Here is a 22359-nt window from a genome sequence, read left to right as displayed (position 1 = left end):
ATGAACCCAGCACTGACCCAGCTCCAGCCCTACCCGTTCGAGAAACTGCGTGCCCTGCTGGGGAGCGTGAAACCGGCGGCGGACAAACGCCCGATCGCCCTGTCGATCGGCGAGCCGAAGCACGAATCGCCGGCTTTCGTCGCCAAGGCCATGGCCGACAACCTCGACAAGCTGGCGGTCTACCCCAGCACCCTGGGCCTGCCGGCCCTGCGCCAGGCCATCGGCCAGTGGTGCGAGCGGCGCTTCGGCGTGCCGGCCGGCTGGCTGGACGCCGACCGCCATATCCTGCCGGTCAACGGCACCCGTGAGGCGCTGTTCGCCTTCACCCAGGCCGTGGTCGATCGCTCCGCGGACGGCCTGGTGGTCAGCCCCAACCCGTTCTACCAGATCTACGAAGGCGCGGCCCTGCTGGCCGGCGCCACCCCGCACTACCTGCCCTGCCTGGAAAACAACGGTTTCAACCCGGACTTCGACGCCGTGCCGGCCGACGTCTGGAAACGTTGCCAGATCCTGTTCCTGTGCTCCCCGGGCAACCCCACTGGCGCCCTGGTGCCGATGGACACCCTGAAAAAGCTGATCGCCCTGGCCGACGAGCACGACTTCGTGATCGCCGCCGACGAGTGCTACAGCGAGCTGTACTTCGACGAGGAAGCGCCACCACCGGGCCTGCTCAGCGCCTGCGCGGCACTGGGCCGAAATGACTTCAAGCGCTGCGTGGTGTTCCATAGCCTGTCCAAGCGCTCCAACTTGCCGGGCTTGCGCTCGGGCTTCGTCGCCGGCGACGCCGAAATCATCAAGCCGTTCCTGCTGTACCGCACCTACCACGGCTGCGCCATGCCGGTGCAGACCCAGCTGGCCAGCATCGCCGCCTGGCAGGACGAGGCCCATGTGCGCGAAAACCGCGACCAGTACCGCGCCAAGTACGACGCCGTGCTCGACATCCTGCAGCCGGTGCTCGATGTGCAACGCCCGGACGGCAGTTTCTACCTGTGGGCCAAGGTACCGGGCAGCGATGCCGACTTCACCCGCGACCTGTTCGAGGCCGAGCATGTGACCGTGGTGCCGGGTTCGTACCTGTCCCGCGAAGTAGACGGCGTCAATCCGGGAGCCGGGCGCGTGCGCATGGCCCTGGTCGCGCCGCTGGCCGAGTGCATCGAGGCGGCCGAGCGGATTCGCGCGTTCCTGGGCCGCTGATGGCAGGCGCCCCTCCTCACAGGGGGGCGCAATCTCTATCGAGACAAGCATTAAGTACCGTCGGTGCAGAACGCCGGCGACCGATAGTTGGCACCTCTCAACCCCTGAAGGTGCACAACCATGTCCGATACTCTCGTGGCAAACACGATCTACCGTCTACGCCAGAAGCTGCATCTGCCCCAGGCGATGAAGCCGCGCAAGAAACGCTCGGTGGCCGATCACTCTGCATTCTGGCGCCCCGGCCAGACACTCAGGATCTCGTTCATCGGCACGCCATGCCCGTGGCTCAAGAAATCGATTTTCGACACCGCGTGCCAATGGCTGAAATATGCCAATCTGAACTTCGAGCTCCTCGACAACGATGTCGACAAAGCCGAGATCCGCATCCAGACCGATGTGCAGGAAGGCGTGAATTTCAGTTTCCTGGGCAACCAGGCCTTGGACGTGGACGGTGCCACCATGGCATTGGGGGTCAAGCTGTCGGACCCGCTGTTCGAGCCGTTCGTACTGCATGAATTCGGACACGCATTGGGGATGGAGCATGAGCACCAACACCCGAGGGCCAACATACCCTGGGACCTGGACGCGGTGCGCCAAATGCTGGCCGTGGTCCTGGCCGAAGAGGCCAACAACCCGAATGACCTCGAGGACCTGATCGAAGAGGACCTTGCCACTCAGTTCCTGCCCTTGCCCGACAACGGCGACCTGCTCATCCTGCCCTATGACAGGCGGTCGATCATGCACTACCGCATCAGGCAGAAACTCACGCGCCACGCGTTCAAGCGTAGCCATAACCTGAAAATCAGCAAAAAGGACAAGCGCTTCATGCGCCTGGTCTATCCGGCTTCATGCAAATAACTAGCGGACCTGCCCGAGGTTGGCCTCGCTCAGGTCCAGCTCGCCTAGCACCTGACGCACCACTTCGTCCCCGACCAGGTGCTGGCGATGCAACTCGTACAACTCCAGCCGCTGCGCACGCAGGGCCCGCAGGCGCAAACGACGTTCGAGCAGATCCATCTGCTCGGCCAGCGCCCGGGCCTCGGCGCTGTCGTTGTAGCTGTCCAGCTCATCGCGGTACTCGGCCATCAGCCGCGCCTTGAGCTCGGTGGCCAGGGTCGCCTGGGCGGCATCCTGCGGCGCGTTGGCATCGATCACCTCCTCGGCCTCAAGCGCATGGATCGCCGCCTCGGCGGTGCGCCGCCAGGCCTCCTGCACCTCCTGGTGCAAGCGCTCGTCCGGGCTCTTGGTCACCCCGCGCAGCAAGAGAGGCAAGGCAATACAGGCGCTGACCAGCGACAGCAAAATCACTCCGGCGGCGATGAAGATGAGCAGGTCGCGCTCGGGGAACACCTTGCCTGCGCCGATCAGCAGCGGCACCGACATCACACCCGCCAGGGTAACAGCACCACGTACACCGCCCAGGGTCAGCAACCAGCAGGAGCGCGCGGTCGGCATCAGCACCAGCGCAGGCTTGCCGCGCCAGCGTCTGACCACGCCGATAGCCCGCCAGATGCTCTGCACCCAGATGAACCGCAACAGCACCAGCGCAGCGAAGATCGCCACCACATCCAGGCAGCGCCAGGCCAAAGTCGTCCAGGCTGCGGCTTCGTCGGTCACCACTGCCTTGATGATGTCCGGCAATTGCAGCCCCAGCAGCAGGAAGATCAGGCCGTTGAAGGCAAACTCCAGCAGCGACCAGACACTGCGATTGAGCAGGCGCGTGCTGGTCTGCCGGGGCAGCAGGTCCAGCCAGCTCTGCATCATCCCGGCGGCCACCGCCGAGAGAATGCCGGATACGCCGAGCCGTTCGGCCAGTACGTAGGCGGCAAAGGGCAGCAGCAGCATGAACACCACGTGAGTCGCCGGGTCGTCCCAGCCGCGGGTGATCATCCACATACGCAGGCGCCCGACCAGCCAGCTCAGCGCCACCCCCACCGCCAGGCCGCCGAGGGCGACCAGGACGAAGGTCAGGCTGGCCTCGGTCAACGAGAACACCCCGGTGATCGCCGCCACCAGGGCGAACTTGAAGGTCACCAGGCCCGAGGCGTCATTCATCAGCGCCTCGCCCTGAAGCATGTGCATCAGCGGTGTCGGCAGGCGGTCCTGGGTGATGGCCGAGACGGCCACGGCGTCGGTCGGCGACAGCACCGCCGCCAGGGCGAAGGCCACCGCCAGCGGAATGCTCGGCAACAGCCAGTGAATGAAGTAGCCGGCGCCAACCACGGTGAACAGCACCAACCCCACCGCCAGGGCCACCACGGGCCCGCGGATGCGCCACAGTTCGCGCTTGGGCATGCGCCAGCCGTCGGCGAACAGCAGCGGCGGCAGGAACAGGAAAAGAAACAGCTCCGGGTCCAGCGCCACGTGCAGGCCCAGGGTCGGCCAGGCCAGTAACGCGCCGGCGCCAATCTGCACCAGCGGCAGCGGCAGCGGCAGCACCCGCCCGACCAGTTTCGACACGCTCACCAGCATCAGCAGGATTAGAACGGTATAGGCTGACTGCATCGGCGAGCTTCCTGTTTGATCGGAGAAACCACAGCGAGGCGAAACATCGCCATTGAAACAATATGTTAGCGGGGACTCGCTATCGTGGGCCGCTGCACGATAGTCGCAGCCTGGCCGGGAATGTGTAACACAATGCTACACGAGAAGCGGTGAAACACATCGGCGTCGCCTTCCAGCCCGCAGCCGTGGCGCCAGCCCCATCGATACCGCATAATCGGCCCACCCAATCTTCAAGGAGCATCGGGGAAGCCCGGCCCGACCAGGCGGCCCCAGGCATTCAATGGCTTACACTCTCTACGGCATCAAAGCCTGCGACACCATGAAAAAGGCCCGCACCTGGCTTGAAGACAAGGCCATCGGCTACGACTTCCACGACTACAAGACCCAGGGCATCGACCGCGACAGCCTGAACCGCTGGTGCGACGAGCATGGCTGGGAAGTCGTGCTGAACCGCGCCGGGACCACCTTCCGCAAGCTCGACGACGCCAGCAAGGCCGACCTCGACCAGGCCAAGGCCGTCGAACTGATGCTCGCCCAACCGTCGATGATCAAGCGCCCGGTGCTCGACCTCGGCGAACGCACGCTGGTCGGCTTCAAGCCCGACCTGTACGCCGCGGCGCTGGCCTGATCCCGCATTACGCTCCATCCCCTTTTTGTACGAGGTAATCGCATGTCTCAATCGCTGTTCAGCCTGGCCTTCGGTGTCGGCACCCAGAACCGCCAGGGCGCCTGGCTGGAAGTCTTCTACGCACAACCCGTGCTCAAGCCATCCGCCGAGCTGGTCGCAGCCGTCGCGCCAGTGCTGGGCTACGAAGGGGGCAACCAGGCCATCGCCTTCACCACCGCCCAGGCCGCCCAACTGGCCGACGCACTCAAGGGCGTCGATGCCGCCCAGGCCGCCCTGCTGACCCGTCTGGCCGAAAGCCACAAGCCGCTGGTCGCCACCCTGCTGGCCGAAGACGGCGCCCTGACCTCCACCCCCGAGGCCTACCTCAAGCTGCACCTGCTGTCGCACCGCCTGGTCAAGCCGCACGGCGTGTCGCTGGCCGGTATCTTCCCCCTGCTGCCGAACGTCGCCTGGACCAACCAGGGCGCGGTCGACCTGGCCGAGCTGGCCGAGTTGCAACTGGAAGCGCGCCTGAAAGGCGAACTGCTGGAAGTGTTCTCGGTGGACAAGTTCCCGAAGATGACCGACTACGTCGTGCCGGCCGGCGTGCGTATCGCCGACACCGCCCGCGTGCGCCTGGGCGCCTACATCGGCGAAGGCACCACCATCATGCACGAAGGTTTCGTCAACTTTAACGCCGGCACTGAAGGCCCGGGCATGATCGAAGGCCGCGTCTCCGCCGGCGTATTCGTCGGCAAGGGTTCGGACCTGGGCGGCGGCTGCTCGACCATGGGCACCCTTTCCGGTGGCGGCAACATCGTCATCAAGGTCGGCGAAGGCTGCCTGATCGGCGCCAACGCCGGCATCGGCATCCCGCTGGGCGACCGCAACACCGTCGAGGCCGGCCTGTACATCACTGCCGGCACCAAGGTGAATCTGCTGGACGAGAACAACCAGCTGGTCAAGGTGGTCAAGGCCCGCGACCTGGCCGGCCAGACCGACCTGCTGTTCCGTCGCAACTCGCTCAATGGCGCGGTAGAGTGCAAGACCCACAAGTCAGCCATCGAGCTGAACGAGGCGCTGCACGCGCACAACTGAGAACCCGCCTGGGTTTGAAGTGATAAGATCGGGTCTGCTCCCAGGTTTTGCCTGTGAGCAGACCCGATTTTTCTTTCCAGGCCCCGCTAATATGTTCCAGCCCTCCCCCTGGCGTGCCGATTTCCCCGCCATCGGCGCCCTGCAACGGCAGCACCAGACCTACCTGGACAGCGCCGCCACCACCCAGAAGCCCCAGGCTCTGCTGGATGCCCTGGGCCATTACTATGGCCATGGCGCCGCCAACGTGCACCGCGCCCAGCACCTGCCCGGCGCCCTGGCCACCCAGGCATTCGAGGGCACACGTGACAAGGTCGCCGCCTGGCTCAATGCCGCCGACGCGCGGCAGATCGTCTTCACCCATGGTGCTACCTCGGCCCTGAACTTGCTGGCCTATGGCCTGGAGCACCGCTTCGAGGCCGGTGACGAAATCGCCGTCAGCGGCCTGGAACACCACGCCAACCTGCTGCCCTGGCAACAACTGGCGCACCGACGTCAACTGCGCCTGGTGATCCTGCCGGTGAACGACCTGGGGCATGTAGACCTGGAGCAAGCTCTGCAACTGATCGGCCCACGCACTCGCGTGCTCGCGATCAGCCAGCTGTCCAATGTGCTGGGGACCTGGCAGCCGCTGGCGCCGTTGCTGGCCCACGCCCGCGCCCAAGGCGCGCTGAGCGTGGTCGATGGCGCCCAGGGCGTGGTCCACGGTCGCCACGATGTGCAGCAGCTGGACTGCGACTTCTATGTGTTCTCCAGCCACAAGCTGTACGGTCCGGATGGCGTGGGCGTGCTGTACGGTCGCCAGCAGGCGCTGGCACTGCTGCGCCACTGGCAGTATGGCGGCGAGATGGTGCAGTTGGCGGACTACCACGACGCCAGCTTCCGTCCGGCACCGCTGGGCTTCGAAGCCGGCACGCCGCCGATCGCCGGCGTCATTAGCCTGGGCGCCACCCTGGACTACCTGGCCAGCCTCGACGCCAACGCGGTGGTTGCCCATGAGTCCACCCTGCACCAACACCTGGTACGCGGCCTGGCTGATCGCGAAGGGGTTCGTCTGCTCGGCGCGCCCCAGGTGGCGCTGGCCAGTTTCGTCATTGATGGGGTGCACAACGCCGATATTGCCCACCTGCTGACCGAACAGGGCATCGCCGTGCGCGCCGGGCATCACTGCGCCATGCCGCTGCTCAGGCATCTGGGCCTGGACGGCGCGATCCGCGTGTCGCTGGGGCTTTATAGCGACAGCGACGACCTGCAACGGTTCTTCGACGCACTCGATCAGGGCCTGGAGCTGCTGCGATGAGCCTGTCGGCCGAGGCCAGCCGGGCGCTGGAGAGCTTCAAGCAAGCACGCGGTTGGGAGCAGCGGGCGCGGTTGCTGATGCAATGGGGTGATCGGCTGGAGCCGCTGGACGACAGCGAGAAGATCGAGGCCAACCGGGTGCATGGCTGCGAGAGCCTGGTGTGGCTGGTGGCCCACCAAGAAAAGGGTCATTGGCATTTCAAAGCCGCTAGTGATGCAAGGCTGTTGCGCGGTTTGCTGGCACTGCTGCTGGTGCGGGTGCAGGGCTTGGCGAGCGATCGATTGGCAGCGCTCGACCTGAGCGCCTGGTTTACCCAGTTGGGGCTTGAGCGGCAGTTGTCTCCGTCGCGCAGCAATGGGCTGCATGCGGTGCTGCTGAAGATGGCCGAACTGGCGACCGCTCAATAAATCCAAGGCCGCTCCTACAGGGCCTTGATCCGTTCAGAAGGGCGCCGCGCACCCGCCACCAGCTTCTCCACGGCCTTGCTCGCCGCGACCATGCCGAAGGTCGCGGTCACCATCATCACCGCGCCGAATCCACCGGCGCAGTCCAGGCGCACGCCTTCACCGACAAAGCTCTTCTGCAGGCACACGCTGCCGTCCCCCTTGGGGTAGCGCAGCTGTTCGCTGGAAAACACGCACGGCACGCCATAGTTGCGGCTGGTGTTGCGCGAGAAATTGTAGTCCCGACGCAGGGTCGAGCGCACCCGTGAAGCCAGCGGATCGTTGAAGGTCTTGTTGAGGTCGCCGATCTGGATCTGGGTCGGATCGATCTGCCCGCCGGCGCCACCGGTGGTGACGATGGCGATCTTGCGGCGGCGGCACCAGGCGATCAGCGCCGCCTTGGCCATCACGCTGTCGATGCAGTCGATCACGCAGTCCATCTGCTCGGTGATGTACTCGGCCATGGTCTCGCGGGTGACGAAATCGGCCACCGCGTGCACCGTGCAGGCCGGGTTGATCGCCCGCAGGCGCTCGGCCATCACCTCGACCTTGGCCCGGCCGACCTGGCCTTCGAGGGCGTGAGCCTGGCGGTTGGTGTTGCTCACGCAGACATCGTCCAGGTCGAACAGGCTGATCTCGCCCACGCCGCTGCGAGCAAGCGCTTCGGCCGCCCACGAACCGACGCCGCCGATGCCGACGATGGCCACATGGGCCTGGCGCAAGCGTTGCAAGCCGTCGTCACCGTAGAGCCGGGCGACGCCGGCAAAGCGTGGATCTTCTGTACTCATGCTGATACCCCGAAAAAACCGGCGCGCATTATAGGCCAAGCCATGGGTTCGCGGGCAAAGCGCACCACCCGATCATGCCGCCAGGGCATGCCAGAGCGGCCACGGGTTGGAAAAAGTCCTACCAAGCCTGCTTTAATGTCCTATCAAGTAACTATATCTGGACGACAGGCAGGCGGACTGAGAACTACATCCCCTGCCGACAATCCAACGGGTTACCTTCCCCGGAATCCGTGGACCCACGCCCCAGCGGCTACGCCTCGCGCCCCTCTTCGGAACCTCGAACACCTATGTCATCACGCAAATTCGGTCTCAACCTGGTAGTGGTCCTGGCCATCGCCGCGCTGTTCACCGGGTTCTGGGCCTTGATCAACCGCCCGGTATCCGCCCCCGCCTGGCCGGAACAGATTTCCGGTTTTTCCTACTCGCCCTTCCGTCTCGGCCAAAGCCCGCAGAAGGGCCAGTACCCCAGCGAGGATGAGATCCGCCAGGACCTTGAGCAACTGAACAAGCTGACCGACAACATCCGCATCTACACCGTCGAAGGTACCCAGGCCGAGGTGCCGCGCCTGGCCGAGGAGCTTGGCCTGCGCGTCACCCTGGGGATCTGGATCAGCAACGACCAGGAACGCAACGAGCGGGAGATCGAAAAGGCCATCGGCCTGGCCAACACTTCGCGCAGCGTGGTGCGGGTGGTCGTCGGCAACGAGGCGTTGTTTCGCGAGGAAGTTACCGCCGAGCAGTTGATCGGCTACCTCGACCGGGTCCGTGCCGCGGTCAAGGTGCCGGTGACCACCAGTGAGCAGTGGCACATCTGGAAGGAGCACCCGGAGCTGGCGAAACACGTCGACCTGATCGCCGCGCACATCCTGCCCTACTGGGAATTCGTGCCCATGAAGGACTCGGTGCAGTTCGTCCTCGACCGCGCCCGCGAGTTGCGCAAGCAATTCCCACGCAAGCCGCTGCTGCTCTCGGAGGTCGGCTGGCCAAGCAACGGCCGCATGCGTGGCGGCGCCGACGCCACCCAGGCCGACCAGGCCATCTACCTGCGCACCCTGGTCAACACCCTCAACCGCCGTGGCTACAACTACTTCGTCATCGAGGCCTACGACCAGCCGTGGAAGGCCAGTGACGAAGGCTCGGTGGGCGCCTACTGGGGCGTGTACAACGCCGAGCGCCAACAGAAATTCAACTTTGAAGGCCCGATCGTGGCCATCCCGCAATGGCGCGCCCTGGCCGTGGCCTCGGTGGTGCTGGCGATGATCGCCCTGGCCATCCTGCTGATCGACGGCTCGGCCCTGCGCCAGCGCGGGCGTACCTTCCTCACCTTCATCACCTTCCTGTGCGGGTCGGTGCTGGTGTGGATCGCCTACGACTACAGCCAGCAGTACAGCACCTGGTTCAGCCTCACCGTGGGTGTGCTGCTGGCACTGGGCGCCCTCGGGGTGTTCATCGTGCTGCTGACCGAGGCCCACGAACTGGCCGAGGCGGTGTGGATTCACAAGCGACGGCGGGAATTCCTGCCCGTGCAGGGTGACAGCGCCTACCGGCCGAAGGTCTCGGTACATGTGCCGTGCTACAACGAACCCCCGGAGATGGTGAAGCAGACCCTGGATGCCCTCGCCGCGCTGGACTACCCGGACTACGAAGTGCTGGTGATCGACAACAACACCAAGGACCCAGCCGTGTGGGAACCGCTCAAGGCCCACTGCGAGAAGCTCGGCGAGCGCTTCAGGTTCTTCCATGTCGCGCCGCTGGCCGGCTTCAAGGGCGGCGCGCTGAACTACCTGATCCCGCACACGGCCAAGGACGCCGAGGTGATCGCGGTGATCGACTCCGACTACTGTGTCGATCGCAACTGGCTCAAGCACATGGTGCCGCACTTCGCCGACCCGAAGATCGCCGTGGTGCAATCGCCCCAGGACTACCGCGACCAGCACGAGAGCGCCTTCAAGAAGCTGTGCTACAGCGAATACAAGGGCTTCTTCCATATCGGCATGGTCACCCGCAACGACCGTGACGCGATCATCCAGCACGGCACCATGACCATGACCAGGCGCAGCGTGCTCGAGGAACTGGGCTGGGCCGAGTGGTGCATCTGCGAGGATGCCGAGCTTGGCCTGCGCGTGTTCGAGAAGGGTCTGTCGGCGGCCTACGCCCACAACAGCTACGGCAAGGGCCTGATGCCCGACACCTTCATCGACTTCAAGAAGCAGCGCTTCCGCTGGGCCTACGGCGCCATCCAGATCATCAAGCACCACGCCGGCGCCCTGCTGCGTGGCAAGGGCAGCGAGCTGACCCGTGGCCAGCGCTACCACTTCCTGGCCGGCTGGCTGCCTTGGATTGCCGATGGCATGAACATTTTCTTCACCGTCGGCGCGCTGCTGTGGTCGGCGGCGATGATCATCGTGCCGCACCGGGTCGACCCGCCGCTGATGATGTTCGCCATTCCGCCGCTGGCGCTGTTCTTCTTCAAGGTCGGCAAGATCGTCTTCCTCTACCGCCGCGCGGTCGGCGTCAACCTGAAGGATGCCTTCGCCGCCGCGCTGGCGGGGCTGGCGCTGTCGCACACCATTGCCAAGGCGGTGCTGTACGGGTTCTTCACCAGCAGCATGCCGTTCTTCCGCACGCCAAAGAATGCCGACAGCCACGGTGTGCTGGTGGCGATCTCCGAGGCCCGCGAAGAGCTGTTCATCATGTTGTTGCTGTGGGGCGCTGCACTGGGGATCTACCTGGTGCAAGGGCTACCGAGTTCGGACATGCGCTTCTGGGTGGCGATGCTGCTGGTGCAGTCGTTGCCATACCTGGCGGCGCTGGTGATGGCGTTGCTGTCGTCGTTGCCCAAGCCCGCCGAGAAGGCCGCCGAAGCGCAACAGGCTTGAGATTGCCGGGGGCGCTGCGCGCCCCTTTCGCGACACAAGGCCGCTCCCACAGGATCACCGCAGCCCAGAAGGCCTGTGCAACTCCTGTGGGAGCGGCCTTGTGTCGCGAAAGGGCCGCACAGCGGCCCCATCGGCCCGTCAATTTGATATAAGATAACGCCCCTCAGTTTCCCGCCTTGCCATGCCCCGGAGTCCCTCAATGACGGCCCCAGCCGAGCTCTCGCCTACCCTGCAACTGGCCTGCGACCTGATCCGTCGCCCCTCGGTCACCCCGGTCGATGCCGACTGCCAGACCCAGATGATGAACCGCCTGGGCGCCGTCGGCTTCCAGCTCGAGCCGATGCGTATCGAAGACGTCGACAATTTCTGGGCCACCCATGGCACCCAGGATGGCCCGGTGCTGTGCTTCGCCGGCCACACCGACGTGGTTCCCACCGGCCCGGTGCAGCAGTGGCAGCATGAGCCGTTCGAGGCGCTGATCGATGCCGACGGCATGCTCTGCGGCCGTGGCGCCGCCGACATGAAGGGCAGCCTGGCGTCGATGGTGGTGGCCAGCGAGCGCTTCGTGCACGACTACCCGAACCACCGCGGCAAGGTTGCCTTCCTGATCACCAGCGACGAGGAAGGCCCGGCCCACCATGGCACCAAGGCCGTGGTCGAGCGCCTCAAGGCGCGCAACGAACGTCTGGACTGGTGCATCGTCGGCGAACCGTCCAGCACCACCCTGCTCGGTGATGTAGTGAAAAACGGCCGTCGCGGCTCACTCGGCGCCAAGCTGACCGTGCGCGGCAAGCAAGGCCACGTGGCCTACCCGCACCTGGCGCGCAACCCGATCCACCTGGCCGCGCCGGCCCTGGCGGAACTTGCCGCCGAGCACTGGGACGAAGGCAACGCGTTCTTCCCACCGACCAGCTTCCAGATCTCCAACCTCAACTCCGGCACCGGCGCCACCAACGTGGTCCCGGGCGAGCTGACCGCGCTGTTCAACTTCCGCTTCTCCACCGAATCGACGGTCGAGGGCCTGCAGCAACGCGTCGCGGCGATCCTCGACAGGCATCAGCTGGAATGGAGCATCGACTGGGCGCTGTCGGGCCTGCCGTTCCTCACCGAGCCGGGCGATCTGCTCGATGCGGTGTCGTCGAGCATCAAGGCGGTCACCGGTCGCGAGACCCGTCCGTCGACCAGCGGCGGCACTTCCGACGGCCGCTTCATCGCCACCATGGGCACCCAGGTGGTCGAGCTCGGTCCGGTCAACGCCACCATCCACCAGGTGGACGAACGCATCCTGGCCAGCGACCTCGACCTGCTCACCGAAATCTACTACCAGACCCTGGTGCGGTTGCTCGCCTGATGCTCGCCTGCCCACTCTGCCAGGCCCCCCTGGCGCGACTCGACAACGGCGTGGCCTGCCCCGCCGGCCACCGTTTCGACCGCGCCCGCCAGGGCTACCTGAACCTGCTGCCGGTGCAGCACAAGAACAGCCGCGATCCGGGCGATAACCAGGCCATGGTCGAAGCCCGCCGCGATTTCCTCGACGCCGGCCACTACGCGCCGGTGGCCCGGCGCCTGGCGCAACTGGCCGCCGAGCGCCAGCCACAGGCCTGGCTGGACATCGGCTGCGGCGAAGGCTACTACACCGCGCAAATCGCCCAGGCCCTGCCGGCGGCCGACGGCTACGCACTGGATATCTCCCGCGAGGCGGTCAAGCGCGCCTGCCGCCGCGCCCCCGAAGTGACCTGGATGGTCGCCAGCATGGCCCGCGTGCCCATGGCCGATGCCAGCTGCGGCTTCATCACCAGCGTGTTCAGCCCGCTCGACTGGCAGGAGGCCAAGCGCCTGCTGGCACCCGGCGGCGGCCTGATGCGGGTCGGCCCGACCAGCGGCCACCTGATGGAACTGCGCGAGGTGCTCTACGATGAAGTGCGCCCTTACGCCGACGACAAGCACCTGGCCCTGGTCCCCGAAGGCATGGCCCACGCCCACGGCGAGATTCTCGAGTTCCGCCTGAGCCTGGCCGACGCCAAGGCCCGCGCCGACCTGCTGGCCATGACCCCGCACGGCTGGCGCGCCAGCGCCGAGAAGCGCGCGCGGGTGATCGACCAGCCCGAACCCTTCGAGGTCACCGTTTCCATGCGTTATGACTATTTCGTGCGCCAAGACTGAGCACACTGGAGCCCCCCATGCGTCAACCCGATATCGAGATCTACCTCAAGGACGACGACGTCGACCACAAGCAGATCGCCGACTGGCTCACCCAGGCCCTGGGGCCGTGCAGCGAATGGAAGCAGAAGGGCCAGACCTTCAAGTGCACGGCCGGTAACATTCCGGTCACTTGGTTACCGAAGGCTGTGGGAAAATGGAACAGCCTGTACCTGGAAAGCGACCAGACCCCGTGGGCCGACGACATCGCCTGCGCCCGGGCGGCATTCGCCGCGCTCAACGTCGAAGTGCGTTGCGCGCCAGGCAGCTGGACGGAGGAGGACGGTGAAGAAGATGCCGATCGCTGGATCCGCATCAGCGCCGACGGTGAACAGGAAATCACCTGGCGCACGCACTGAAATTGTTCGCATCAGGCTGCAAGTTCCACGGTCAACTTGCAGCTTGAGCGTCAAGCCTCGAGGCTCAGAGCCCTACCACGTCCTCGGCCTGCAGGCCTTTCTGGCCTTGCACGAGGGCGTACTCGACCTGCTGCCCTTCGACCAGGGTGCGATGCCCCTCACCGCGGATAGCCCGATAGTGGACGAACACGTCCGCACCACCTTCGCGCTGAATGAAGCCATAACCCTTGGCATCGTTGAACCACTTCACATTCCCAGTCTCACGAGACGACATCTGAACTACTCCGGATTTTTATTTTGAAGATCGCCTTGCTGGCGCGGGTTCACCGTCCGCGCCGACGCAGCTTGCACAAATATCCTGCAAGCGGCAGGCCGAGTATATGACAGGGAACAAAAAAAATTCATGACAGGGTCATTTTTGGCCGAATTTTGCTGAACTTACGCAGATACGGCAGACTAACAGGCTGTAAAACAAACTTTCACCCAGGGCCCCACCCCATGACCCGTTCTCCCCTGCGCCGCCTCATCTTCGGCGCCCTGCGTCGCGTTCTCTACCTGTGGGTGCGCTCCGAAACCATCAACCAATCCTCGCTGACGCTCAAGCTCGACCGCAGCCGACCGGTGTTCTACGCCCTCTCCTCGCCGTCGCTCACCGACCTGGCCGTGATCGACCACGAGTGCACCAAGGCGGGGCTGCCACGCCCGGTGCTGCCGGTGGCTGTCGGCCCGCTGCAGGAGCCCGCGGCGTTCTTCTACCTGACCCCCGAGCCTGACTGGCTCGGCCGCCAGGACAAACGCGGCGCGCCACCGACGCTCGAGCGCCTGGTCGCGGCGATCAGCCAGCACGCCGAGGAAGACGCGCAGATCATTCCGGTCAGCGTGTTCTGGGGCCAGACCCCCGCCAGCGAGTCGAGCCCGTGGAAGCTGCTGTTCGCCGACAGCTGGGCCGTCACCGGCCGCCTGCGCCGCCTGCTCAGCGTGCTGATCCTGGGGCGCAAGACCCGGGTGCAGTTCTCCGCGCCGATCCACCTGCGCGAACTGGTGCAGCACAACAAGGGCCACGAGCGCACAGTGCGCATGGCCCAGCGCATGATGCGCGTGCATTTCCGCAACCTGAAGACCGCGGTGATCGGCCCCGACATCTCGCACCGACGCAACCTGGTCAAGGGCCTGGTGCACGACCCGCTGGTGCGCCAGGCCATCAGCGACGAGGCCGACCGCGAGAAGATCCCCTACGCCAAGGCCGAGGCCAAGGCGCTGCACTACGGCAACGAGATCGCCTCGGACTACACCTACACCGCCATCCGCTTCCTCGAAGTGGTGCTCAGCTGGTTCTGGAACAAGATCTACGACGGCATCAAGGTCAACCACATCGAGCAGGTGCAGGGCATCGCCCCCGGCCACGAGGTGATCTACGTGCCCTGCCACCGCAGCCACATCGACTACCTGCTGCTGTCCTACCTGCTGTTCCGCAATGGCCTGACGCCGCCGCACATCGCCGCCGGCATCAACCTCAACATGCCGGTGATCGGCGGCCTGCTGCGCCGCGGCGGCGCCTTCTTCATGCGCCGCACGTTCAAGGGCAACCCGCTGTACACCGCAGTGTTCAACGAGTACCTGCACACCCTGTTCACCAAGGGTTTCCCGGTGGAGTACTTCGTCGAGGGCGGCCGTTCGCGCACCGGGCGCATGCTGCAGCCGCGCACCGGCATGCTGGCGATCACCCTGCGCAGCTTCCTGCGCTCCTCGCGCACGCCGATCGTCTTCGTCCCGGTGTACATCGGCTACGAGCGGGTGCTCGAAGGCCGCACCTACCTGGGCGAACTGCGCGGCGCCAGCAAGAAGAAAGAATCGATCTTCGACATCTTCAAGGTCATCGGCGCGCTCAAGCAGCGCTTCGGCCAGGTCTACGTCAACTTCGGCGAGCCGATCCGCCTCAATAGTTTCCTCGACGAACAGCAGCCCGGCTGGCGCGATCAGCCGCTCGCCCCGCAGTTCCGCCCGGCCTGGCTCAACGACACCACCACCCGCCTGGGCGAGACGGTGGCCCGTCACCTGAACGAAGCCGCGGCGATCAACCCGGTCAACCTGGTGGCCCTGGCCCTGCTGTCGACCAGCCGCCTGGCCCTGGACGAGCGCGCCCTGACCCGCGTGCTCGACCTGTACCTGACCCTGCTGCGCCAGGTGCCCTACTCGCCACACACCACCCTGCCCGATGGCGACGGCAAGGCGCTGATCGACCATGTGCTGGGCATGGACCTGCTGGCCGAGCAGAAGGATGCGCTGGGTCGCATCCTCTACCTGGACGAAGCCAACGCGGTGCTGATGACCTACTACCGCAATAACGTGCTGCACATCTTCGCCCTGCCGGGGCTGCTGGCGAGCTTCTTCCTCAGCAGCTCGCGCATGAGCCGCGACCTGCTGGGCCAGTACGTACGAGCGCTGTATCCGTACCTGCAGGCCGAGCTGTTCCTGCGCTGGACGCCCGAGCAACTGGACGAGGTGATCGACCAATGGCTGACAGCGCTGGTCGAGCAGGGGCTGCTGCGCAGGGAGCAGGACATCTACATGCGCCCGGCCCCCAGCTCGCGGCAGTTCGTCCTGCTGACGCTGCTGGCGCGCACCATCACCCAGACCCTGCAGCGCTTCTACATGGCCACCTCGTTGCTGCTCAACAGCGGCCAACACACGTTGAGCGCCGAGGAGCTGGAGGAGCTGTGTGTGATGATGGCCCAGCGCCTGTCGATCCTGCATGGCCTGAACGCCCCGGAGTTCTTCGACAAGACCCTGTTCCGCCACTTCATCCAGACCCTGGTGCGCGAGGGCGTGCTGCAGCCGGACACCGATGGCAAGCTGGGCTACCACGACAAGCTCGCCGAGCTGGCCGAAGGCGTGGCCAAGCGGGTACTGTCGGCGGAGCTGCGCCTGTCGATCCGCCAGGTAGCCTTGCACCGCGATGAAACACCGGAACCTGTGGCGGTTGAGTGAACTGGCCCGATCCCGGTCTACCCGATACGCTGAACCTGCTCCATTCTGCCCATAAGGAAATCCCCATGATTCGCTCCTCCTTGCGCTTCACCACCCTGTGCGCCGGCCTGCTGCTGTCGGCCAGCGCCCTGGCCCTGTCGCTGGGCGACCTGTCCCAGAGCGACGCCTCCGGCGGCCTGAAGGACGCCCTCACCCAAGGCGCGCAGATCGCCGTCAAGCAACTGAGCACCCCCGGCGGTTTCAGCAACAACCCCGACGTGCGCATCGAACTGCCGGGCAACCTCGGCAAGGCCGCCAAGGCCATGAAGATGTTCGGCAAGGGTGAGCAGGTCGAAGCCCTGGAAACCAGCATGAACAAGGCAGCCGAGGCCGCAGTGCCGCAAGCCCAGGCGATCCTGGTGGACGCGGTGAAGAAGATGACCGTGACCGATGCCAAGGGCATCCTCAGCGGCGGCCAGGACTCGGCCACCCAGTACCTGAACAAGAGCAGCCGCGAGCAGATCCGCGCCAAGTTCCTGCCGATCGTCAAGCAGGCCACCGACAAGGTCGGCCTGGCCCAGCAGTACAACAACTTCGCCGGGCAGGCCGCAGGCCTGGGCGTTGTCGACGCCAAGAGCGCCAACATCGAGAGCTACGTGACCGAGAAAGCCTTGGACGGGCTGTTCGAGATGATCGCCAAGCAGGAAGAGAGCATTCGCCAGAACCCGGCCGGTGCCGCGACCAGCCTGGCCAAGAAGGTGTTCGGCGCACTCTGAGGCGTCGGTTCCGATCGCGGGTCAAGCCCGCTCCCACCGTGGGAGCGGGCTTGACCCGCGATGTTGTCAGTCCTTCCTGACCCTGAACCACGCCGCATACAACGCCGGCAGGAACAGCAGGGTCAACACCGTGGCGACGATCAACCCACCCATGATCGCCACCGCCATCGGCCCGTAGAACACGCTCCTCGACAGCGGAATCATCGCCAGCACCGCCGCCAGCGCGGTCAGCACGATCGGCCGGAAGCGCCGCACCGTGGCCTCGATGATCGCCTGCCAACGCTCCATCCCGGCGGCGATATCCTGTTCGATCTGGTCTACCAGGATCACCGAGTTGCGCATGATCATCCCCGCCAGGGCGATGGTCCCGAGCATGGCGACGAAGCCGAACGGCTGGCGGAACACCAGCAGGAACAGGGTCACGCCGATCAGCCCCAGGGGCGCGGTGAGGAACACCATGAACATCCGCGAGAAACTGCGCAGCTGGATCATCAGCAGGCTCAGCACCACCACGATGAACAAGGGCATGCCAGCGTTCACCGAGCGCTGGCCACGCTCGGAGTCCTCCACTGTGCCGCCCACTTCCAGCAGGTAGCCATCGGGCAACTCGCCCTTGATCTGGGCCAGAGTCGGCTGGATCTGCTTGACCAGGGTCGCCGGCTGCTCCTTGTCGTAGATATCGGCGCGCACGGTGACAGTGGGCAGGCGGTTACGGTGCCAGATGATGCCTTCCTCGAAGCCGTATTCCAGGGTCGCCACCTGCGACAGGGCCACGCTCTGGCCGTTGTCGGTGGGCACCGCCAGGCTGCCCAGGTTACCCAGCTCGCGCCGCTCCTCCGGGGTGCCGCGCAGGAGGATCTCGATCAGCTCGTTGTCCTCGCGGTACTGGCTGACGTTGCTGCCGGTCAGCGAGCTCTGCAGGAAGCTCGACAGCTGCGCGGTGCTCACCCCCAGCGCCCGGGCACGGTCCTGGTCGATATCCAGGTACACCGCCTTGCTCGGCTCTTCCCAGTCCAGGTGCACGTTGACCACATGGGGGTTCTCGCGCACCTTGGCCGCCACCTCGCGGGCCAGGGTGCGGACCTTCTCGATGTGCTCGCCGGTGACGCGGAACTGCACCGGATAGCCCACGGGCGGGCCGTTCTCCAGGCGCGTGACCCGCGAGCGCAGGTCGGGGAACTGCTGGTCGAGGGTGCCGATCAGCCAGCTGCGCAGACGCTCACGGTCCTCCAGCGACTTGGCCAGCACCACGAACTGGGCAAAGCTCGCCGCCGGCAGTTGCTGGTCCAGCGGCAGGTAGAAACGCGGCGAGCCGGTGCCGACGTAGGCGACGTAATTGGCGATGCCGTCCTGCTGCTTGAGCAGCGCCTCCAGCTGCTTGACCCGTTCGGCGGTGTTGTTCAGCGAAGCGCCTTCGGCCAGTTTCAGGTCGACCATCAGCTCCGGCCGGCCGGAGGCCGGGAAGAACTGCTGCGGCACGAAACGGAACAGCAGGATGCTGCCGACGAATGCGGCGATGGTCAGCACGATCACCGTCTTGCGCCGCCGCACGCACCACTCCACCACCCGCCTGACGCGCTGGTAGAACGGCGTGGCATAGGGGTCGGGGGCATGCCCGTCGGCGCCATGGCGGGCCGCGTGAAGCTTGGCCAGGTCCGGTAACAGGCGCTCGCCCAGGTAAGGCACGAACACCACTGCGGCGACCCAGGAGGTCAGCAGGGCAATGGTCACCACCTGGAAGATCGAGCGGGTGTATTCCCCCGTGCTCGAGGCCGCCGTGGCGATCGGTAGGAAACCGGCGGCGGTGATCAGGGTGCCGGTGAGCATCGGGAACGCGGTACTGGTCCAGGCGTAGCTCGCAGCCTTGAGCCGGTCGTAGCCCTGCTCCATCTTGATCGCCATCATCTCCACCGCGATGATCGCATCGTCCACCAGCAGCCCCAGGGCCAGTACCAGCGCCCCCAGCGAGATCTTGTGCAGGCCGATGCCGAAGTAGTGCATGGCGGCGAAAGTCATGGCCAGTACCAGTGGGATCGCCAGCGCCACTACCAGGCCGGTACGCAGGCCCAGGGAGAAGAAGCTCACCAGCAGGACAATCGCCAGTGCCTCGATCAGCACCTGCACGAACTCGCCGACCCCGGCCTTCACCGCCGCCGGCTGGTCGGACACCTTGCGCAGTTCCATGCCCGCCGGCAGGCTCTGCGCCAGGCGGGCGAACTCGGTTTCCAGGGCCTTGCCGAGCACCAGGATGTCACCGCCGTCCTTCATCGACACCGCCAGGCCGATGGCATCCTCGCCCATGAAGCGCATGCGCGGCGCGGGTGGGTCGTTGAAGCCGCGCTGCACGTCGGCGACGTCGCCGATACGGAAGGTGCGGTCACCTACGCGGATGGGGAACTGGCGAATCTGCTCGACGCTGTCGAAGCGCCCGCTGACCCGCAGTTGCAGGCGCTCGCTGGGCGTCTCGAAGAAGCCTGCGGTACTCACCGCGTTCTGCTCGCGCAGCGCCTGCTGCACGGCGGCCAGCGGCACGCCCAGCGTGGCCAGCTTGACGTTGGACAGTTCGATCCAGACCTTCTCGTCCTGCAGGCCGATCAACTCGACCTTGCCCACGTCCTTGACCCGCTGCAATTGGATCTGGATACGGTCGGCGTAGTCCTTGAGCACGGCATAGTCGAAGCCGGCGCCGGTCAGGGCATAGATGTTGCCGAAGGTGGTGCCGAACTCGTCGTTGAAGAACGGCCCCTGCGCCTCGGGCGGCAGGGTGTGCTTGATGTCCGCGACTTTCTTGCGGATCTGGTACCACAGCTCGGGAATATCCGCGGAATGCATCGAGTCACGGGCCATGAAGGTGACCTGGGACTCACCGGGCCGCGAGAACGAGACGATCCGCTCGTACTCGCCGGTCTCCATGAGCTTCTTCTCGATGCGCTCGGTGACCTGGCGCGACACTTCCTCGGCGGTCGCCCCGGGCCACAGGGTGCGGATGACCATGGCCTTGAAGGTGAAGGGTGGATCTTCGCTCTGCCCCAGCTTGGTGTAGGACATGGCGCCGATCGCCGCCAGCAGGATCATCAGGAACAACACGATCTGGCGATTGCGCAGCGCCCAGGCGGAAAGGTTGAAACCCATCGGGACTTACTCCTTGGCCGCCAGGTTCACTTCACGATTGCTGCGGTCCACAGGCCGCACCTGTTGCCCTTCGCGCAGCACATGACCGCCCGCGGCGACCACCCAGTCGCCGGGCTGCAGTCCTTCGAGCACCGGCACGCTGTCGGCGCCATAGGCGCCCAGGCGCACCTGCGCACGCTCCAGGCGGTTATCCTTGCCGACCCGCCAGACATAGGCCTGCCCGGCCTCTGCGGTCACCGCCGAGAGCGGCACCGCCAGTGGCGAGCGTTCGGCATGATCGATGAACACCCGGGCGCTCTGGCCGAGCTCGGCCGGCGTGGCATTGGAGGTGAAGGCGATGCGTGCGGCAAAGGTCCGCGAACGTGGGTCCGCCGCCGGAGAGAGCTCGCGAATCAGTCCCTCGAAACGCCGGTCAGGATGCGACCACAGTTCCACGCTCACCGCCTGGCCGACGGCAAAGCGGGCGAACTGCTGCTCGGGCAGGCCGATGGCCACTTCGCGCTCACCGTCGGCGGCAAGGGTGAACACGGTCTGACCGGCGGCCACCACCTGGCCCACCTCGACCTGGCGCTTGGCGACCACCCCGGCCTGGGGCGCGCGCAGCACCGCGTACTCGGCCTGGTTGCCGGCCACTTCGAACTCGGCCCTGGCCTGCTTCAGCCGCGCCTGGCCGGCACGGTAGAGGTTCTCGGCGTTGTCGAACTGGGAACGACTGACCATCTGCCGGTCCAGCAGCTTCTGGTAGCGGTCGCGTTCGGCACGGACCAGCGCCAGGTTGGCCTCGGCCGCCGCCAGCTGGGCGCGGTTGGCCTCCAGTTGCAGGCGCACGTCCTGGGGATCGAGTTCGGCCAGCGGCTGCTCGGCCTTGACCCGCTGCCCCTCTTCCACCAGGCGCTTGCTGACCTTGCCGCCGATGCGAAACGCAAGCTCAGGCTCGAAGCGCGCGCGCACCTCGCCTGGATAGCTATCGGCCGAGGCCTGCGCGGGTTGCGGCTGGACCACCAGCGCCGGGCGCGGCGCGGCGGGTGGCGCGGCCTCCTGGCCGCAGGCGGAAAGCAGAAGCACGGCGGCTGCCGGCAGGGCGAGGGACAACGCACGACGCAACATGATGAATGACCTTTGGCAGAGGACGCATCGAATATTTATACTGGCGAGTATATTAAGTCAGCGAACCGGGCCGGGGAAGCGGGCGTGTCAGAGAAAATCCATATTAGCCTTGCGACGTATGCTGCAGCCGACACCTTCACGACCCGGTAAGATGTGCCTCTTTCACATTGAATGCGGTCCCCCATGTCCAACGACGCACCCATCGGCCCAGGCCGGCCAAAGGACCTGGCCAAGCGCGAGGCCATCCTCGAAGCCGCCAAGCACCTGTTCCTCAGCCTTGGCTATGCCAACACCAGCATGGATGCGGTCGCTGCGGCGGCAGGTGTTTCAAAGCTCACCGTCTACAGCCATTTCACCGACAAGCAGACGCTGTTCGGCGCTGCGGTCATGTCCACCTGCCAGAACCAGTTGCCTGACTTGATGTTCGAGTACCCGGAAGGGGTGGCGGTGGAGGATGTGCTGCTGAACATTGCCCGGGGGTTCCAGGCGCTCATCAGCAGTGACGAGGCGGTCAAGCTGAGTCGCCTGATCTTTGCCCTCGGTAGCCAGGATCCGGGGTTTGGGCAGTATTTCTACGAGGCGGGGCCGAAGCGGGTGATGGCCGGGATGGCGGCGCTGCTGCACTGTGTCGACCAGCGAGGGTTGCTGCGGATAGACAACCCGTTGCGGGCGGCGGAGCATTTCTTCTGCCTGGTCAAGGGGGCGCCGGATTATCGGTTGTTGCTGGGGTGTGCGCAGGCGCTGAGTGGGGATGAGGCTGAGGCGCATGTGCGGGAGGCTGTTGGGGTTTTTGTTCGGGCTTTTCGGGGGTAGTTCGGATTCGGGGTGATTGTTTTGATTTTTGCATGCTCATTCGTAGGCGATGTCGACATTTAGTCACCTTTTCGCCTTTACGGCGACCTACTTTTCTCTAGGGAAAAGTAGGCAAAACCGTTCCGCTCCGTTCATCCGGCCCCTACGCTGCGCTCCGGGGTCCCCTCGCTCCGTTCTTGCTCCCGGGAGGACCGC

At 65.5% G+C, this 22359-nt stretch carries 18 protein-coding genes; 13 read left to right on the top strand and 5 right to left on the bottom strand.

All coding sequences use genetic code 11. The features are described from left to right. Positions 1 to 1194 carry a succinyldiaminopimelate transaminase gene (gene dapC, locus ACVWZ5_RS19955; RefSeq protein WP_069016711.1) on the top strand — a complete coding sequence of 398 codons (1194 nt, stop codon included), beginning with the start codon at positions 1 to 3 and terminating at the stop codon, positions 1192 to 1194. A gap of 120 nt (positions 1195 to 1314) precedes the next feature. Continuing rightward, positions 1315 to 2052, top strand: coding sequence for a zinc metalloprotease (locus tag ACVWZ5_RS19950; protein ID WP_186600476.1), 738 nt, complete (start codon positions 1315 to 1317; stop codon positions 2050 to 2052). On the opposite strand, the gene ACVWZ5_RS19945 is transcribed toward ACVWZ5_RS19950, so the two are convergent. Then, complete coding sequence (locus ACVWZ5_RS19945) at positions 2053 to 3699, bottom strand: Na+/H+ antiporter (RefSeq protein ID WP_062574944.1); 1647 nt, start codon at positions 3697 to 3699, stop codon at positions 2053 to 2055. Between the two features lie 280 nt (positions 3700 to 3979). Between ACVWZ5_RS19945 and ACVWZ5_RS19940 the strand changes: the two genes are divergently transcribed. From ACVWZ5_RS19940 to ACVWZ5_RS19925, 4 genes are all read left to right on the top strand, one after another. Further along, positions 3980 to 4327 (top strand): ArsC family reductase, encoded by a 348-nt coding sequence (locus tag ACVWZ5_RS19940; protein WP_028690683.1) that lies wholly within the window; start codon positions 3980 to 3982, stop codon positions 4325 to 4327. 42 nt (positions 4328 to 4369) lie between these two features. Continuing rightward, entirely contained in the window at positions 4370 to 5404 is a 1035-nt protein-coding gene (dapD, locus tag ACVWZ5_RS19935; RefSeq protein WP_062574945.1) for a 2,3,4,5-tetrahydropyridine-2,6-dicarboxylate N-succinyltransferase, read from the top strand. A 91-nt stretch (positions 5405 to 5495) separates the two neighbouring features. After that, the gene (locus tag ACVWZ5_RS19930) at positions 5496 to 6701 is read left to right on the top strand and encodes a cysteine desulfurase (RefSeq protein ID WP_343578806.1); all 1206 of its coding nucleotides are present in this window, start codon (positions 5496 to 5498) and stop codon (positions 6699 to 6701) included. Further along, complete coding sequence (locus ACVWZ5_RS19925; protein WP_457340805.1) at positions 6698 to 7108, top strand: SufE family protein; 411 nt, start codon at positions 6698 to 6700, stop codon at positions 7106 to 7108. The genes ACVWZ5_RS19930 and ACVWZ5_RS19925 overlap by 4 nt, the downstream gene beginning before the upstream one ends. A 14-nt stretch (positions 7109 to 7122) precedes the next feature. Here ACVWZ5_RS19925 and tcdA read toward each other — a convergent pair whose 3' ends face one another. Next, entirely contained in the window at positions 7123 to 7932 is an 810-nt protein-coding gene (gene tcdA / locus ACVWZ5_RS19920) for a tRNA cyclic N6-threonylcarbamoyladenosine(37) synthase TcdA (RefSeq protein WP_062574948.1), read from the bottom strand. Between the two features lie 287 nt (positions 7933 to 8219). On the opposite strand from tcdA, the gene ACVWZ5_RS19915 reads away from it, so the two are divergent. From ACVWZ5_RS19915 to ACVWZ5_RS19900, 4 genes are all read left to right on the top strand, one after another. Beyond that, the gene (locus ACVWZ5_RS19915) at positions 8220 to 10811 is read left to right on the top strand and encodes a glycosyltransferase (RefSeq protein ID WP_062574949.1); all 2592 of its coding nucleotides are present in this window, start codon (positions 8220 to 8222) and stop codon (positions 10809 to 10811) included. A gap of 199 nt (positions 10812 to 11010) precedes the next feature. Further along, a complete protein-coding gene (gene dapE, locus ACVWZ5_RS19910) occupies positions 11011 to 12162 on the top strand; it encodes a succinyl-diaminopimelate desuccinylase (protein ID WP_028690689.1) in 1152 nt (383 codons plus the stop codon). Beyond that, a complete protein-coding gene (locus ACVWZ5_RS19905; protein ID WP_062574951.1) occupies positions 12162 to 12974 on the top strand; it encodes a putative RNA methyltransferase in 813 nt (270 codons plus the stop codon). The genes dapE and ACVWZ5_RS19905 overlap by 1 nt, the downstream gene beginning before the upstream one ends. 17 nt (positions 12975 to 12991) lie before the next feature. Next, positions 12992 to 13369 (top strand): hypothetical protein, encoded by a 378-nt coding sequence (locus ACVWZ5_RS19900; RefSeq protein ID WP_028690691.1) that lies wholly within the window; start codon positions 12992 to 12994, stop codon positions 13367 to 13369. A gap of 64 nt (positions 13370 to 13433) precedes the next feature. Here the strand turns inward: ACVWZ5_RS19900 and ACVWZ5_RS19895 are convergent, their stop codons facing one another. Then, complete coding sequence (locus tag ACVWZ5_RS19895) at positions 13434 to 13643, bottom strand: cold-shock protein (protein ID WP_011535295.1); 210 nt, start codon at positions 13641 to 13643, stop codon at positions 13434 to 13436. Between the two features lie 224 nt (positions 13644 to 13867). Here ACVWZ5_RS19895 and plsB point away from each other — a divergent pair, with 224 nt between their 5' ends. Together plsB and ACVWZ5_RS19885 are read left to right on the top strand one after the other, a co-directional pair. After that, positions 13868 to 16357 carry a glycerol-3-phosphate 1-O-acyltransferase PlsB gene (gene plsB, locus ACVWZ5_RS19890; protein WP_062574952.1) on the top strand — a complete coding sequence of 830 codons (2490 nt, stop codon included), beginning with the start codon at positions 13868 to 13870 and terminating at the stop codon, positions 16355 to 16357. Between the two features lie 65 nt (positions 16358 to 16422). Then, positions 16423 to 17112 (top strand): DUF4197 domain-containing protein, encoded by a 690-nt coding sequence (locus ACVWZ5_RS19885; protein WP_050704395.1) that lies wholly within the window; start codon positions 16423 to 16425, stop codon positions 17110 to 17112. A 66-nt stretch (positions 17113 to 17178) separates the two neighbouring features. Here ACVWZ5_RS19885 and ACVWZ5_RS19880 read toward each other — a convergent pair whose 3' ends face one another. Both ACVWZ5_RS19880 and ACVWZ5_RS19875 read right to left on the bottom strand, forming a co-directional pair. Then, positions 17179 to 20244, bottom strand: a complete 3066-nt coding sequence (locus ACVWZ5_RS19880; RefSeq protein WP_084942490.1) for an efflux RND transporter permease subunit — start codon at positions 20242 to 20244, stop codon at positions 17179 to 17181. 6 nt (positions 20245 to 20250) lie between these two features. After that, complete coding sequence (locus ACVWZ5_RS19875) at positions 20251 to 21351, bottom strand: efflux RND transporter periplasmic adaptor subunit (RefSeq protein WP_062574954.1); 1101 nt, start codon at positions 21349 to 21351, stop codon at positions 20251 to 20253. 171 nt (positions 21352 to 21522) lie between these two features. On the opposite strand from ACVWZ5_RS19875, the gene ACVWZ5_RS19870 reads away from it, so the two are divergent. Next, on the top strand, positions 21523 to 22164 hold the full coding sequence (locus ACVWZ5_RS19870) for a TetR/AcrR family transcriptional regulator (RefSeq protein ID WP_062574955.1): 642 nt from the start codon (positions 21523 to 21525) through the stop codon (positions 22162 to 22164). Positions 22165 to 22359: the final 195 nt, after the last annotated feature.

This window comes from Pseudomonas sp. TE6283, assembly GCF_054060555.1.
The sequence above is the reverse complement of the archived record's forward strand: the minus strand, read 5'-3'. Positions and strand labels throughout refer to the sequence as shown.